Here is a 14,361-nt window from a genome sequence, read left to right as displayed (position 1 = left end):
GAACAGCCGACCCGCGGCCGGGCGGCCGATGCTCACCGCTGACCGCGCGCCGGGTCAGGCGACGGCGTCGGGCTCCGGCGGGTCGGTGCGGTTCCAGGCGATGACGGCGGCGGGGATCATGCCGGCCACCAGCGTCGCGGTGACCATCACCTGGATCCAGTTGTCGCCGGGGATCAACGGCGTCCCACCCGATCGGCTCAGCACACCGTCCGCGATCGCGATCAGCGTGAGCAGGGTGAACAGGCCGATGGTCACACCGTGGGCACGGCGGTGGGCGGCGTCGCGCTCGCTGATCTCGCGCTCGTCGAGGAACCGCTCGGGAACGCTGTCGAGCAGCCGGACGGCCTTGCGCAGCAGCAGGAGGCTCCCGATCGCGAGCACCGCTGTGACGCCGAGCAGGGCCGTGCCGACCGCGTCGTCGGGGCGGCCGGCGGTGATGAGGCCGCAGGCCAGGACGGCGGTGGGCGGCACGACAGCGACGATCCGGCGGGTGGTGCGGCCGGCCAGCCAGCCGGGCAGCGGCGCCTCGCGCTGCGCGCGGATCCGGGCGTCCATCTCGGCACGCAGTGCGAGGACCTGCTCGGCGGTGGTGGGTCGTTCGCTCACCGGGGATCGTCTCCTGTCGAAGGGGGGTACAGCTGGGCGGACATGGGGGTGAGCGGGGCCAGCGCGAACACCGCCTCGACGGGCAGGCCGAAGTGCTCGCAGATCCGCAGCGCGACCTCGAGGGACGGGCCGTAGTCGCCGCGCTCGATGAACCCGATGGTCTGCGGGTTGACGCCGACGGCGGCGGCCAGGTCGGCGCGGGACACGCGGCGCTCGGCCCGCAGGGTCGCGAGCCGGTTGTGCACGGCGGTCCCCCGGCGCCCGTCCTTCTTGCCCATAGCCACCGAAGCATTATGTATACGCAACGATACGTTCGTCTACTGTGGTGCCATGAACGTTTCGATCGCCTCGCTGTATGACGCGTTCGCCTACGTGCCGCGGCCGGTCTCGCTCGACTACTGCGACTGCTGCTTCACCCCCGAGGAGGAGCGGGCGGTGCTGGCAGGCGTTCCGTTGCGGTCGCTGCCTGCGGAGACCCTTCAGCCGTACGCCGCCAATGTGATCTTCAATGTCGGCAGCCCCGCCGACCTGCGGTATTTCCTGCCGCGCATCCTGGAGATCGCCGCCGGTGACGGGTTCGGCTGGCCCGACCTGGAGCCGCTGATGAACCGGATGCACCACGCCGGCTGGCATCAGTGGGCGCCCGCGGAGCGCGACGCGGTCCGGGCCTTTCTGGCCGCGCTGTGGGCGGCGGAGCGGAACGGCGACGTGCTGTGCGCGATCGGGAACGCCGAGGACGATCTCACGCCGTACCTGAGCGCGTGGCTCGCCGCCCTCGCCGACCCGGTCACCCGGCCGGCGGAGGCGGCTCGCCTGCGGACCCTGCTGCAGGAGGACTACGCGAAGGGCCGCCTCACGAACGCCTTCTGGAGCGGCCGTCCCGATCAGCACGAACAGGTCGTCGCCTGGCTGACCGGGCCGGAGCTGCAGCTGGCGATCTTCGCGGCGTACGAGGTGACCGACGACGAGGCGACCGCTCAGATCCTCACGGACATCGACGCGCTGCTATGAGCGCCGGCTGCCGCTGAGTGTCCGTGGCGGGCCGCCGCAACCGTTCGGTCTCGGTCAGGCCGGCTGCCGCCAGGCGACGGGACATCTCGTCGGCCGGCCACCGGTACGCGGTCGTCACCTTGTGATCGAAGGCGGACACCTCGTCACCGTCGACGAACCCGACCACCAGCACCCCGCCGGGCCGCAGCACCCGCCGGAACTCCGCGAGCACCCCGTCCAGATCGTCCGGCGGCAGGTGGATCAGCGAGTAGTTCGCCAGGAGGCCCGCGATCGTCCCATCGCCGGCGTCGAGGCTCGTCATCGAACCCAGCCGGAACGGGACGCCCGGATGGGCCGCCCGGGCGTGCGCGAGGAACTCCGGGACCAGGTCGACCCCGGACACGTCGACGCCCCGCGACCGCAGGTGGCCGGTGAGATGGCCGGGGCCGCAGCCCAGGTCGAGCACCGGCCCGTCGTGGATCGTCAGGTGCCGGGTGATGAGGTCGAGGTCGTCGGGGTCGACCTTCTCGGGGGCGGCGAACAGGCTGATGTACAGGTCGGCGACGGCGGCGTAGGCGTCCCGGATCTCCTCCATGATCAGACCCGCTCGATCTCGGCCGCGAGTTCCGGCGCCGGCACGTCGCCGGCCTCCGGGAACAACGTGACGGTCACCGTGCCGCTCCGCTCCCAGACCCCGGCGACCCGGCCCCGGTGCACCACGACCGGGGAGATCCAGCCTGCCGCCCGGCTGATCTCGGCCCGCCGGTGCGGCGCGACGATCTGCTCGTCCTTGGTGCCGGGACCCAGAACGAACTGATCAAAAGCAGGCAGCAGCCGTACGTCCGGCATCGGTTCCGCGGTGGCGATGTCGTCCACGTCGGCGCTCCGGGCGTACGCCGCAAGTCCCTCCACGGTGACCGCCGTGAGCTCGCCGGAGGCCGCAAGCGACGCGAACCAGCCTTTCAGCGTCGCCCGCCGGGTCGCCCCGCGCAGCAGCCACTGGTCGAAGGCCTCCATCGTGGCCGGCCCGTAGGCGCCCAGGTAGGCGGGGATCGCCCGGCTCGCCGCCTCGTCCGGATCCGGCAGGCCCGGCCAGTCCGGCGCCCACGTCGCCGGGCTGGTGAAGGTGATCCGGTTGCCGTCGGACGGGCCGTTGCACAGCAGCCCCTGCCAGGCCAGCGGCTTCAGGATCGCACCCCAGCCGGACGCCAGCAGCTCGGCGAGCGAGTCGTCCCGGGTGTGCCGCACGATCTCGGCGGCCAGCTGCTCCCGGGTGAGCACCCGGTCGTGCAACGCCGCCCGGGTCGCGTCGGCGAGCGCGGCGACCTGATCAGTGGTGGCGTAGGTGCGCTGCCAGGCGCCCTTCTCCCAGGTGCGGGCGGCGCCGAGCAGGCTCAGGAGATCCGCCGCCTGCGGCACGGTGAGCAGGTGCAACGTACCCCGCATCGCCCACACCTTGATCAGCCTGCGGCTCGCCAGCGCCGCCGCTGCCGCGCCCCGGCCGGGCTCCGGGCGCCGCGCCGCGATCGCGTCCTCGGCCGCCGACGCCACCTGCGCCTGCACCCCGCACAGCCGTTCCACGATCTGCTCGGCGCCGATCCCGCCCGGCCGGTCCAGGAACTGCCGCCGCATCCGCCACGACCGCACCCGGTCCCAGGTCAGCTCTGTCATCCGCCCACCCTATGAAGTGGACCGTCACAATGGGGTGCGTGAACCGACGCCGCCGCAAGAAACTTCAGCGCCAACTCGTCGACGCGGCCGCCTGGGCCGAGCCTGCCCGGGTCGCTCGCCTGATCCGGGCCGGCGCCGACCCGAACCTTCCCGACCTGTACGGCACCACCCCGCTGTACCGGGCGAGCGTCCAGAACCGTGCCGACAACGCGGCAGTGCTGCTGGCCGCCGGCGCCGACCCGAACCGTGAGAGCGGCACCGGCGAGGAGGGCCTGCCGCTGTGCGGCGCCGCCTGCTGGGGCCACGACGACACGGTCCGCGCGTTGCTGGCCGCGGGCGCGGACCCGTCGTTACGCGAGGATTCCGGGCAGGGCCACTCCGCGCTGGACTGGGCCGCCTTCGGCCCGCACCCCACCACCATCGCCCTGATGACCCCGGCCGCCAGGGCGGCATGACCGGGGTGGGCTGAAGCATGAGAATTCGCCGTACGTTCGCTGTTCTGGCCGCCGGGCTGATCACCTCACCGCGGCCGGAGTGATCCACACGCGGAGGCGGTCGGGGCCGACTATCTGGCGGTCCAGTCGCTGACGTGGACGGGCTCCTGCCTCGACTGCTCACGATCGGACCGCAGAGTCCGTGTCGCGGGTTCATTCCGGGCGGGCGCACATCGGCGGCCTCGATCGCGTCCTCTTGGCTGCATCATCAGGCGGCGCGTCGACAGGCATTCGATGCGGCCGTGACACCGATCCGCCCAAGATAGCGACACCGGGATCCTTCGCTCGACGGTGGATCTTGTGCCCTTACCCTCGAACGGACACTGCGAGGCGTGGGCGGATCCATCTCGGCGAGTTCGGGAGGCGGTTTTTACGGCGTACGCCGGGAGGTTGTGAGGCTGTCGAAGCACGGCCGCAGCAGGTTGATGATCTGTGCGGGTGAGGCGTCGGCGAGGGGGCCGAGCCGCAGCATGTAGCGCTCGATGAGCACCCCGTGCACGATGGCGCTGAGCAGGGCAGCGCGCAGGTCGGCCTCGTCGCCGGGGATGGCTGCGGCGATCCGGTCGTGTTGTGGGCCGGCCATCTCCCGGTAGCGGGTGGCGGCGTCGGGGTTCGTCAGCATGGAGCGGAGGACGGCCAGGGAACCGGCCGGTTCGCTGTCCAGCCGGCCGGCCAGGGAGTCCAGCAGCGCGTCGGTGAGTTCCTCCGGAGTGCCGGCGGGCAAGGCCTCCGCGGGTGGCTCGGCGGCGCGGGCGAACAGTTCATCCTTCGACCCGAAGTAGTGCATGACCAGGCCGGGGTCGACGCCCGCGGCCCGGGCGACGGCGCGGATGGTGGTGCGGTCGTAGCCGGATTCGGCGAACAGTTCGCGGGCGGTGTCGAGGATGCGCTGCTCGGTCTGGCGGCGCTGGTCGGCGCGGGTCACCGGCTCACTCTACGGGCGTTGACCGAACCGCCCATTCGTTCTACGGTCGTTGAATGAGAGCGCGTGAGGTCGCAGAACGAATGCTGCGAGCAAGCCTCGAAACCGACGTCGACACAGCGGTGAACCTGATGGCCCCCGACGGATACATCGAATGGCCGTACCGCCCGCCCGGCGCCCCGGAACGCATCCACGGACGCCCCGGGATCCGCCGGTTCCTGACCGGGACGGTGGGCGGCCTGATCACCTTCACCGAGTACCGGCACATGACCGTCCACGAGACCGCCGACCCCCAGGTCATCATCGTGGAGTACGAGGCGCACGGCACCGTGGTCGCCACCGGCGCCCCGTTCGAGCAGACCGTGCTCGCCGTGTTCCGGGTGCGGGACGGGTTGATCGTCTCCTACCGGGACTACGTCAACCCGCTCCCGCTGATCGGCCTCCTGGATCAATAGCCGACGGAGAAGTGCTGCTCACCGCCCGGTTTCTCCAGCTCGTCGAGGACCGCGACCGCGAGGTCCTCGGCCGACAACCGCGACGAGCCGTCCGCCGCGACCACCAGATCCGTGCCGCCGCGCCGGTAGTGGCCGGTCCGTTCGCCGGGTTCGAGCATCGCGGGCGGGCTGACGTACGTCCAATCGGCCCGATGTCCCCGGCACGCGTCGAGCTGGGCGATGCTGGCGGCGGCGATGGGACGGATCGCGGGTGGCACGTACCCCGGATGGTCGATCGCAAGCCCGCCGCCGGGCGCCCGCAGCGGCGCGGAGCCACCGATGAACAGAATCGGTCGTCCGGCGGCGGCCGCCGCGTCGAGCAGGGCCGTGGTCGTCGCGGTGACGCTCCGTTCTGCCCCGGGAGCGGGCCGGGTGGCGCCCACGACCGCGTCCGCCGTGGCGAACAACGAGGTCATCGACGTGACGTCGGTGGCGTCACCGGTCACCACCGTCACTCCCGATGGCGAGCCCCGGCGCACGACTGCGGTCACCGAGTGTCCCCGGCTGACGGCTTCGGCGACGACGCGGGAGCCGGCCGTTCCGGATGCGCCGACTACGATGATCTTCAATGGTTGATCCTTTGCGGGGAGTGGAGGGGAACTGGCTCGCGACGATCGCGGCCAGAGCGAGAGCGAAACCGGCCAGCTGTACGGGCCGGAGCGCCTGATCGAGCAGAAGCACCCCGAGCAGGGCGGCCATCATCGGTGACAGCAGGGCGAGCACGGCCGCCGACGTGACCGGCAGCGTGGTGACGCCGCGGAACCACAGGGTGTAGGCGATCAGCCCGCCCGGCAGGCCCAGCCACAGGTAACCGAGCGCCGCCGGCCCGTCGATCGGTGGCGGGGCGCCCTCGAAGATCCAGGTCAGCGGCAGCAGCACCAGGCCGCCGGCGGTGAGTTGCCAGCCCGCGTACGCCGCCGCGCCGACCCCCGCCGGGCGCCCCCACCGTTTCGTCAGCGTCACGCCGAGCCCCATCGCGGCGGCCCCGGCCAGCCCGGCAACGATCCCGGCCGGGGAGAACGCGGCGGCAGGGCCGATCACCACGAGACCGACCCCGGCGATGCCGGCGATCCCCCAGCCGACCGTCCACGGCGTGGGGCGTTGATGCAGCAGCGGCACGGCCAGCAAGGTCACGATCAGCGGCTGGGCGGCGCCGAGGGTGGCGGCGACGCCGCCGGGCAGGCGTTCGGCGCTGACGAACAGCAGGGGCAGGAAGACGCCGATGTTGAGCGTGCCGAGCACGGCCGCCCGTCCCCACCAGGTTCCTTGCGGGAGCGTACGGGTGAGCAGCACCGCCACCACCCCGGCCGGCAACGCCCGGAGCAGCGCGGCGAACAGCGGATGTCCCGGTGGCAGTAGTTCGGTGGTGACGACGTAGGTCGTACCCCAGACAAGGGGTGCGAAAGCCGTCACCGCGGTCCTCAGAAACGTCACCCTCACAGGCTCCCCAGACTGCGAGAATGAGTCCAACACATCATTGTCAGGGCAGCCATCTCGATTCACGATGGATCGATGGAGCTCCAGCAGATGCGTTACGTCGTCGCCGTCGCGGAGACGAGCAGCTTCACCCGCGCGGCCGAACGATGCCGGGTCGTGCAGTCGGCGCTGAGCCATCAGATCGCCCGGCTCGAACGGGAGCTCGGCGCCCGTCTGTTCGCCCGGACCAGCCGTCAGGTGCGCCTCACCCCGGCCGGGACGGCGTTCCTGCCGGTCGCCCGGCAGTGCCTGGACGCCGCCGACCGGGCCGCCGCCGAGGTCGCCGCCGCCGTCGGGGAGATCCGCGGCCGGCTCACCGTCGGCGCCATCCCCACCGTCGCCGCCGTCGACGTCCCGGCCGCGCTGCACGCCTTCCACCAGCGGCATCCGCAGGTCCGGATCGGGCTGCGGGTCGGCAGCAGCGAACAACTGATCGACCTGGTCAAGGCGGGTACGGTCGACCTGGCGTTCCTCGGCCTGCCGGTCTCGGCCCGGCCGGACGGCGTCGACAGCCGGGAACTCGCCCGGGATCAGCTGGTCGCGGTCGTCGCCCCCGGCCATCCCCTGGCGTCCGAGACCGAGGTCGACCTGGCCCGGCTGGCCACCGAGCGGTTCGTCGACCTGCCCGCCGGAACGGCCGGGCGCGCCCAGTCGGACCTGGCGTTCGCGGCCGCGGGCGTACACCGGGAAGTCGCCTTCGAGGTGACGACGGTGGACCTGCTGATGCTCCGGCTGATCCGGCAGAACCTGGCGGTCGCCCTGCTCGCCGCGGCGTACACCGAGCACCTGTCCGGCGTCGTCACCGTCGGTGTCCGCGACGCACCGACCCGCGCCGAGCACCTGATCTGGAACGCCGCCACCCTGACCCCGGCCGCCTCCGCCTTCCTCACCGCCTGCGTGCCCTGAGCGCGGCCGTTCTGTCATGATCCGGGCCGTGAGTGTCGACGGGTTCTGGGAAGTGGTCGAGGCGGCGCGGGCATCGGCGGACGATCCCGCGGACGCCGAACAGGTGGCGGACCGCACGCTGGAGTCGCTGATGCGGCTTCCCGCGGCAGAGGTCGCGCAGCTGGCGCGGGCGTCGTGGGAGCTGATGGCCGTCTCGTATCGGCGCGATCTGTGGGCGGCGGCCTATCTGGTCAACGGCGGGTGCTCCGACGACGGTTTCGCATACTTCCGCGGCTGGCTGATCGCCCAGGGCCGGGAGGTGTTCGAGCGGGCCGTCGCCGATCCGGACTCCCTCACCGACCTGCCTGCCGTCCGGGAGGCCGCGGACGGCGGCCCGGAACTCGAGTCCGAGGAGATGTTCGGCGTGGCGTTCCTGGCGTACGCCGAACTCACCGGTGCGGCGCCGCCACCCGTCACCGGCCGCTACCCGGACCTCGGTCCCGACCTCGACGACGACCAGGTGCGGCAGCGGATGCCACGCCTGACCGCTCTCCTGGGCGATTGAGCGTCACCGGCCCTGGGCGGCGCGTTCGGCCTCGCTGCGGACGATGCAGAACTCGTTGCCCTCCGGGTCGGCCAGGGTCACCCAGCCGGTTCCGTCGGGGCGGCGCAGGTCGGCGACCTCGGTGGCGCCCAGCGACAGCAGCCGGGCCAGCTCGTCGTCGCGGGTGCCCTCGGCCGGGCTCAGGTCGAAGTGGATCCGGTTCTTCACCTGCTTGCCCTCCGGAACCACGATGAACAGCAGGTGGCTGCGGCCGTCCCGGGAGGTGATCATGCATTCCTCGTGGCCGGGCAGGTTCGGGTCGTCCGGGTCCTCGACCCAGTCCAGAACGGTCTGCCACCAGCGGGACTGCGCGTACGCATCGATCGCATCAACCGTGGTGTGCGAAATGTAGGAGGTCACCGCCGGATCATCCCGGCACGGCCCCGTCCCCGCCATCGATTATGGCGCGGGACGGGCCGTGCGGACCCAAGTGGTCAGGAGGCGGACAGGACGTCGACGATGAAGCGGAGCGCGCCGCCCGGCCGGCCCTCGCCGGGGTTCTCGCCGTACGCCTGGGCCGCCGGAATGTCCAACTGGACCCGGCTGCCGACCTTGACGCCGACCAGGCCCTTGTCCCAGCCCTGAATGACCTGGCCCCCGCCGACCGGGAAACTGAACGGCTCGGAACGGCTCCAGGACGAGTCGAACTCCTTGCCGTCGGCATAGGTGACACCGACATAGTTCACCTTGATCGTCTGACCGGACTCGACGGCCGGGCCGGTGCCCTGGATCAGGGTGGTCGTCTTCAGCTCGGTGACCTTGCCGCTGCCCTTGGTGGCGGCCGGCTTCTTGCTGAGGGCCGGGTCGGCGCCCGCGGGAACCGGCGGGAACGCGGCAGCCGACGCGGCCTCGGTGGGTTCGGCGGGAGCGGCGGCCGGGGTCGCGCTGGCGGCCGGGGCCGGTGACGACGGCGAGGAACTGTTGACCCACAGCACCAGGCCGACGACCACGGCGATCACCGCGGCCGCGGCGCCGGCGACGGTCAGCATCTCGCGGCGTTTCCGCATCGCCCGGGCGCGTGCCTTGGTGGCCTTGGCCTCGGCCCGTTTCTCGGCTTTCGTCTTCAGCGGCGGTCCACCGGCGCTCTTGCGCGACGGACCGACGGAACGGGGGGCTGCCGCGTTGCTGCGGCTCACTGCGGAATCGGGCACGGTCCGACAATAGAACACCCACCTGTGAACACGCCTACCCCGGGAACGTACGCTGCCGTGGATGCGGATCGACCTGGTCGCCCTGATCGTCGAGGAGTACGACCCGGCCATCGCCTTCTTCACCGGCGTGCTCGGGTTCGACCTCGTCGAGGACTCGCCGTCGCTGACCAACGACGGCCGGCCGAAACGCTGGGTGGTGGTCCGGCCGCCCGGCGCGCAGACCGGGATCCTGCTGGCCCGCGCCGACGGCGACGAGCAGAGCGCGGCAGTGGGGCGGCAGGCCGCGGGCCGGGTCGGCTTCTTCCTGCACGTCGACGACTTCGACGCCGCGTACCGGCGGATGACGAGCGCGGGGGTCACTTTCGTCCGCGAACCCCGTACCGAATCGTATGGCCGTGTCGCTGTCTTCCTGGACATCGCCGGAAACCGCTGGGACCTGCTCGGCGACGCGTGACCCACCGTGCGGGCGCGTCAAAATCAGGATCTTGCGGGGTACGGCTCCGCGAACCGTGCCCCGAACAGCCCGATCCGGTCGTCACACGTAGGTCAGCGGACAGCCGTACCGCAGGGAATGCTCGGCCGCCTGCTGAAACACCGCCACAGAGAAGGTGACCGGGTCATCGATCGCCCGGGTCAGCGCCAGCGGCCCGCTCGGCAGCACGGCAGGCAACCCGACGTGGGCCGCGACCGGGGTGATCGCCGCCCGGAGCCGCTGCGCACTGAACACCCGCGTCACATCGTCGAACGACGTCTCCACCGGAACATCGATCAGCCCACCGAAGTCCACCGGCACGAACAGCGAGGCGTCAAGGAATTCCGCCGGCCCGTACCGCGTACAGATGTCGGCGAACCCGTCCATCCTCGGAGCGATTTTCTCCTCGAACCGGCCCACCTCAGCCGGCGGCCCTGGGTACGGCGGCAGGCCCCTCGCGGTGAACGCTTCGTCCAGGAACGGCCCGTACCCGTGCTCGGCCCAACTCTCCCCGCCAACACCGACCAGGTACATGCCCACGCCCAACCACCCCACCCATCACCCTCAGCTCGAGACGATCGTGAGTGTCGGGCCGGACCCGCGCGGTTCGTGAGGAGCCGTTCGGCTGGTGCTCATGGCTGTCTCTCGCGCGGCGAGACAGCCATGAGCACCAGCCGCCACAAGATCCACCGCCAACCGTATGGCCCCCGCCGCTCGTGGTGGACCCGATGATCCCTACCCCCGATCTTGAGTGCTTCACGCCGGGGCCGGACGCACAAGATCCGAATCCTGCCGATACTTGTGCGATCGACTCCGGGATCCGGTACTCACTCGCCCAAGATCCTGAACCTCATCGATCTTGCGGAGAAGGTACCGGAGCGGCCCGCACAAGATCACCGGCAAGTGTGGACCACGGTGGTCGATCGCTCACGATCCGGGCGGGTCGGCGAGGCAGTCGAGGTAGTTCGTCAAGGAACTCGACGGCAACCACAAGACGTGCGGGCCGAGAACGCACCGTCGACGGAGACGGGTGCGGCGAGATCCGCGAGCCAGAAAGGCTTGTCGAAAAGTGGGCGGATTCGACATACAGACTCGGCAGGCGGCCGGGTTCGGCTGGCGGGCCGGTTCGGCTGGCGGGCCGGTTCGGCTGGCGGCCGGGTTCGGCGGCGGTGGGGACCGGCTGGTTGTCAGCGCTGTCTTGACTGGCCTGAGACAGCACTGAGGGCCGGCTGGAAGATCTCGGCTGGTGCTCATGGCCGTCTCCGGACGGTCGAGACAGCCATGAGCGCCAGCCGTACAAGATCCACCGGTGGGCGACGGGCCCTGGGAACAAGCAGGTGCAGAGGTCGGCCGGCGATGGTCAGCGGGTGAAGAGGGCCTGCCAGCGGGAGGGGAGGGTGGTGGTGGGGGCGGCGACCTGCGAGACGGAGATCTGGTGCAGGCCGTCGGTGGCGAAGGCGTCGATCTCGGCGCGGGTCAGCGGCCAGGGTGGGCCGGCGCCGTCGCTGTCGAGGCGGGTCGTTGCGGCGGCGAGGACGATCAAGGTGCCGCTGGGGGCCACGAACGTGCCGATGGTGGTGATCGCGGTGGTGCGGATGGCGGTGGGGAGGGCCTGGACGTTGTTGCTCTCCAGGACCAGGTCGAAAGCGTGCCGCCAGGCGGGCGGTGGGGTGAGCAGGTCGGCGACGACGTAGTCGACGAGGGTGCCGGGGTGACGTGAACGGGCCAGGTCGATGGCGGTGGCGGAGATGTCGAAAGCGGTCGTGCGGTAACCGAGGGCGGCGAGGTGTTCGGCGTCGCGGCCGGGGCCGCAGCCGACGACCAGAGCGCTACGGCCGTCGCCGGCGGGCAGGTCGAGGGCGCGCAGGTGGGCGCTCGGTTCGGCCACGTCCCACGGGACTTCGGCGTGGCCGGCTTTCGATTCCGCGTACAACGTCTCGAACCAGCCGGTGGGGTCGCCGGCCGCGAGGGAGGCAGCCGCCAACCGCCGGGCATCGCCCGCCGAAGGCGGAGAAGAGGGGCTCATCGCGGGATGGACCGCCGCATCTCGCGGAGGGCCTGGCGGCGGATGTCGCCGGTCAGCGTGTCGACGTAGAGGCGGCCGTCGAGGTGGTCGGTCTCGTGCTGCAGGGCGCGCGCGAGGAAACCGGCGCCCTCGATGACGACCGGTTCGCCGTGCTGGTCGAAGCCGCGGGCGGTGACCGATTCGTATCGCGTGGTGGCGTAACCCAGGCCGGGCAGGGACAGACAACCCTCCTCGTCGGTCTGTTCGCCGGCGAAGTCGCTCAGCACCGGGTTGACCAGGTGGCCGACGCGGCCGCCGACGTTGTAGGAGAAGACGCGCAGGCTCACGCCGATCTGCGGGCCGGCGACCCCGGCGCGGCCCGGTTCGCGGACGGTGTCCTCCAGGTCGCGGACGACCGAGCGGAGCTGGGCGTCGAAGTCGGTGACCTCGTCGGCGGGTGTGCGCAGGACCGGGTCACCGTAGAGCCGAATCGGCCGAACTGTCATGCCTGAGAGGCTACCCGGCCGTTACATGGCGATGGGGTTCAGGCGAACAGCGCGGGGCGTTCGCTGATCAGCATGTGGCGGAGTTTGATCAGGGAGCGGCGGGTCTGGCTCTTGACCACGGTGACCGGCACGTCCAGATCGTGGGCGACCTGTTCCACGCTGAGGTCGGCGAAGTACCGCATCATCACGATCGCCCGGTCCCGTCCGGGGAGCCGGGCGAGCGCGTCGAGGAGGGTGAGGCGCAGTTCGGGGCTCATCGTGTACGCCGGTTCGCGCATCCTGCCGGGCACGGCCTCGCTGCTGCTGCGGCGCCGGCGGTGGTCCAGGTAGACGCGGAGCAGGACCTTCTGGGCGTACGCCAGAAGGTTGTCACTGGTGGCCGCGCGCTCCCAGCTCAGGAACAGTTTGGCCAGCGTGGTCTGGGTCAGGTCCTGGGCCAGGTGCCAGTCGCGGCAGAGCTGGAAGGCGCTGTTCTGCAATCGCCCGGAGAACGCACCGGCGAAACGTGCGAAATCGACGTGCATCGGACCGGCAGACCGATCGTTCCGTACGTTTACTACCGGTATTTCAAGTATGTCGAGCATGTCCGTGATGTCGCCTCTCCCCCGTCACCACGGCACCGACCGCGTGCCACTGTGGACCGTCTTCTGGTGCCGCGCGCGTCAAAGTACGCGCTCAGCCCCCTTCCGTGGGGGCGGTTTCCGACAGTGGCACGCATTCGGTAGAGACGGCTCGGAGCACGCTATGAACCGCCTGTGCGACCGCGCAGCGCCGCCCGGACCGGCGCGGACTTCGCGGCGGCCTCGTCGACCTCGGCGATCGGATCGCTGTCGATGGTGATGCCGCCGCCGGCCCACACGTGCACCCTGGCGCCGTCCGCGGCGACGGTGCGGATGCTCAGTCCGAGATCCAGGTGATCGCGGCCGAGCCAGCCGAGCGCGCCCATGCTGACGCCGCGGCCCACCGGCTCCAGGGCGGCGATCCGCTCCAGGGCGGCGAGTTTCGGGGCGCCGGTCACGCTGCCGCCGGGGCAGACGGCCCGGAGCAGCGCCGCGATGCCGACCTCGCCGTCCAGCGGCGCGGAGACGACCGATTCGGCTTGCCAGAGGCCGGACCATTCGCGTACGGCGAAAAGCTCGTCCACCCGGACCGGGCCCGTCCCCGCCAGGCGCGCCAGGTCGTTGCGCTCCAGGTCGACGATCATGACGTGTTCGGCGCGTTCCTTCGCCGAGGCGAGGAGTTCCCGGCGTCCCGCCGCGGTGGCCGGGCGGGTGCCCTTGATCGGCCGGGTGATCACCCGGCCGCCCCGGACCTCGACGAGCGTCTCCGGGGAGGCGGTGGCCATCGCCCAGCCGTCGCCGGCGAGCACCCCGCCGTACCGGGCCCCGGCCAGCCCCGCGACCCGGCGCAGCGCGGCCGAGGGATCGCCGTGGTACGGCGCGGACGCGTGCCCGACGACATTGACCTGATAGACGTCGCCGCGGCCGATCGCGGCACGCACCCGCTGAACCGCTTCAGCGTGCTCCTCCCGGCTCCAGCTCTCCCGCCACGCCCCGAGACGCCACGGCGGGACAGGCGACGGCTCAGGCGGCGAGAGGCCGGCACGGGACGGCCCGATGTGCGACGGCTCGGGACGCGGCAGCCCGCGAGACGACGGCCCGACAGGCGAAGGGCCGGTGTGCGACGGCTTGAGGTCCCAGGCCGGGGCGGACGGCGTGACCGGTGCGCCGTGTGCGTAGACCACGGCGTACACGTCGGGAATGCCCGGCACCGGCGTGGGCGCGCCCGGCGTCCCACCGGCCATTACAGAACCGGCATCCGCCGACACGTAGAGTGCTGCCCCGCAAATTTCGCCATCGCCGATCGGCCCGTTCTTGTCACCCGTTCGGCCAAGGTTTCGCACCGGGAGTCCGTTGTCGGCGAGGAACCCGGCGAGAAGCTCGGCAGGGTCACCGGAATCACCCTGATGCCATCGAAACACACGCAACACGTGGTGGCGGCCCTGACAGTCCGTCGGCGCACCCGGCGGACGCCCGATCGGAGGTAGCGGAGAGTGGTCGAAACCCGTCCCGCCGTGGACCATGG

General features: G+C 71.5%; 19 protein-coding genes and 1 pseudogene. 6 read left to right on the top strand and 14 right to left on the bottom strand.

Annotated elements, in window-relative coordinates; genetic code table 11:
- Window positions 1-54: 54 nt before the first annotated feature.
- Window positions 55-606, bottom strand: a complete 552-nt coding sequence (locus ACZ3II_RS34105; RefSeq protein ID WP_465523094.1) for a hypothetical protein — start codon at window positions 604-606, stop codon at window positions 55-57.
- Complete coding sequence (locus ACZ3II_RS34100) at window positions 603-884, bottom strand: helix-turn-helix transcriptional regulator (protein ID WP_465523368.1); 282 nt, start codon at window positions 882-884, stop codon at window positions 603-605. The genes ACZ3II_RS34105 and ACZ3II_RS34100 overlap by 4 nt, the downstream gene beginning before the upstream one ends.
- Window positions 885-936: 52 nt before the next feature.
- Between ACZ3II_RS34100 and ACZ3II_RS34095 the strand changes: the two genes are divergently transcribed.
- On the top strand, window positions 937-1,617 hold the full coding sequence (locus tag ACZ3II_RS34095) for a hypothetical protein (protein WP_465523092.1): 681 nt from the start codon (window positions 937-939) through the stop codon (window positions 1,615-1,617).
- Here ACZ3II_RS34095 and ACZ3II_RS34090 read toward each other — a convergent pair.
- Both ACZ3II_RS34090 and ACZ3II_RS34085 read right to left on the bottom strand, forming a co-directional pair.
- Window positions 1,592-2,191, bottom strand: coding sequence for a class I SAM-dependent DNA methyltransferase (locus ACZ3II_RS34090; RefSeq protein WP_465523090.1), 600 nt, complete (start codon window positions 2,189-2,191; stop codon window positions 1,592-1,594). The two genes, ACZ3II_RS34095 and ACZ3II_RS34090, sit on opposite strands and share 26 nt — an antisense overlap.
- 2 nt (window positions 2,192-2,193) lie before the next feature.
- Window positions 2,194-3,267 (bottom strand): DNA glycosylase AlkZ-like family protein, encoded by a 1,074-nt coding sequence (locus tag ACZ3II_RS34085; RefSeq protein ID WP_465523088.1) that lies wholly within the window; start codon window positions 3,265-3,267, stop codon window positions 2,194-2,196.
- A gap of 38 nt (window positions 3,268-3,305) precedes the next feature.
- On the opposite strand from ACZ3II_RS34085, the gene ACZ3II_RS34080 reads away from it, so the two are divergent.
- A complete protein-coding gene (locus tag ACZ3II_RS34080) occupies window positions 3,306-3,722 on the top strand; it encodes an ankyrin repeat domain-containing protein (protein WP_465523086.1) in 417 nt (138 codons plus the stop codon).
- Window positions 3,723-4,131: 409 nt separating this feature from the next.
- Here ACZ3II_RS34080 and ACZ3II_RS34075 read toward each other — a convergent pair whose 3' ends face one another.
- A complete protein-coding gene (locus ACZ3II_RS34075) occupies window positions 4,132-4,686 on the bottom strand; it encodes a TetR/AcrR family transcriptional regulator (protein WP_465523084.1) in 555 nt (184 codons plus the stop codon).
- A gap of 53 nt (window positions 4,687-4,739) precedes the next feature.
- Between ACZ3II_RS34075 and ACZ3II_RS34070 the strand changes: the two genes are divergently transcribed.
- Window positions 4,740-5,138, top strand: a complete 399-nt coding sequence (locus ACZ3II_RS34070; RefSeq protein WP_465523082.1) for a nuclear transport factor 2 family protein — start codon at window positions 4,740-4,742, stop codon at window positions 5,136-5,138.
- Here the strand turns inward: ACZ3II_RS34070 and ACZ3II_RS34065 are convergent.
- Together ACZ3II_RS34065 and ACZ3II_RS34060 are read right to left on the bottom strand one after the other, a co-directional pair.
- Window positions 5,132-5,683, bottom strand: a pseudogene (locus ACZ3II_RS34065) (NAD(P)-dependent oxidoreductase); the annotation flags it as partial. The gene ACZ3II_RS34070 and the pseudogene ACZ3II_RS34065 sit on opposite strands and share 7 nt — an antisense overlap.
- Window positions 5,613-6,611 (bottom strand): EamA family transporter, encoded by a 999-nt coding sequence (locus ACZ3II_RS34060; RefSeq protein WP_465523080.1) that lies wholly within the window; start codon window positions 6,609-6,611, stop codon window positions 5,613-5,615. The gene ACZ3II_RS34060 and the pseudogene ACZ3II_RS34065, both read right to left, overlap by 71 nt.
- A 78-nt stretch (window positions 6,612-6,689) precedes the next feature.
- On the opposite strand from ACZ3II_RS34060, the gene ACZ3II_RS34055 reads away from it, so the two are divergent.
- Both ACZ3II_RS34055 and ACZ3II_RS34050 read left to right on the top strand, forming a co-directional pair.
- Window positions 6,690-7,559 (top strand): LysR family transcriptional regulator, encoded by an 870-nt coding sequence (locus ACZ3II_RS34055; RefSeq protein WP_465523078.1) that lies wholly within the window; start codon window positions 6,690-6,692, stop codon window positions 7,557-7,559.
- Between the two features lie 28 nt (window positions 7,560-7,587).
- Window positions 7,588-8,103, top strand: coding sequence for a DUF4240 domain-containing protein (locus ACZ3II_RS34050; RefSeq protein WP_465523076.1), 516 nt, complete (start codon window positions 7,588-7,590; stop codon window positions 8,101-8,103).
- A gap of 3 nt (window positions 8,104-8,106) precedes the next feature.
- Here the strand turns inward: ACZ3II_RS34050 and ACZ3II_RS34045 are convergent, their stop codons facing one another.
- Window positions 8,107-8,502, bottom strand: a complete 396-nt coding sequence (locus ACZ3II_RS34045; protein WP_465523074.1) for a VOC family protein — start codon at window positions 8,500-8,502, stop codon at window positions 8,107-8,109.
- Between the two features lie 74 nt (window positions 8,503-8,576).
- Window positions 8,577-9,293, bottom strand: a complete 717-nt coding sequence (locus ACZ3II_RS34040; RefSeq protein WP_465523072.1) for an FKBP-type peptidyl-prolyl cis-trans isomerase — start codon at window positions 9,291-9,293, stop codon at window positions 8,577-8,579.
- Between the two features lie 61 nt (window positions 9,294-9,354).
- Between ACZ3II_RS34040 and ACZ3II_RS34035 the strand changes: the two genes are divergently transcribed.
- Window positions 9,355-9,747, top strand: coding sequence for a VOC family protein (locus tag ACZ3II_RS34035; protein ID WP_465523070.1), 393 nt, complete (start codon window positions 9,355-9,357; stop codon window positions 9,745-9,747).
- An 81-nt stretch (window positions 9,748-9,828) separates the two neighbouring features.
- Here the strand turns inward: ACZ3II_RS34035 and ACZ3II_RS34030 are convergent, their stop codons facing one another.
- From ACZ3II_RS34030 to ACZ3II_RS34010, 5 genes are all read right to left on the bottom strand, one after another.
- On the bottom strand, window positions 9,829-10,305 hold the full coding sequence (locus ACZ3II_RS34030; protein WP_465523068.1) for a hypothetical protein: 477 nt from the start codon (window positions 10,303-10,305) through the stop codon (window positions 9,829-9,831).
- 820 nt (window positions 10,306-11,125) lie between these two features.
- The gene (locus ACZ3II_RS34025) at window positions 11,126-11,749 is read right to left on the bottom strand and encodes a class I SAM-dependent methyltransferase (protein ID WP_465523066.1); all 624 of its coding nucleotides are present in this window, start codon (window positions 11,747-11,749) and stop codon (window positions 11,126-11,128) included.
- 38 nt (window positions 11,750-11,787) lie between these two features.
- Complete coding sequence (gene def / locus ACZ3II_RS34020; RefSeq protein WP_465523064.1) at window positions 11,788-12,276, bottom strand: peptide deformylase; 489 nt, start codon at window positions 12,274-12,276, stop codon at window positions 11,788-11,790.
- 38 nt (window positions 12,277-12,314) lie between these two features.
- Window positions 12,315-12,800 carry a sigma-70 family RNA polymerase sigma factor gene (locus ACZ3II_RS34015; RefSeq protein WP_465523062.1) on the bottom strand — a complete coding sequence of 162 codons (486 nt, stop codon included), beginning with the start codon at window positions 12,798-12,800 and terminating at the stop codon, window positions 12,315-12,317.
- Between the two features lie 218 nt (window positions 12,801-13,018).
- A complete protein-coding gene (locus tag ACZ3II_RS34010; protein WP_465523366.1) occupies window positions 13,019-14,359 on the bottom strand; it encodes a chorismate-binding protein in 1,341 nt (446 codons plus the stop codon).
- Window positions 14,360-14,361: the final 2 nt, after the last annotated feature.

The organism is Actinoplanes sp. NPDC019969, assembly GCF_055562375.1.
Note: the sequence above shows the minus strand (reverse complement) of the source record. Positions and strands in the feature narration are given on the sequence as shown.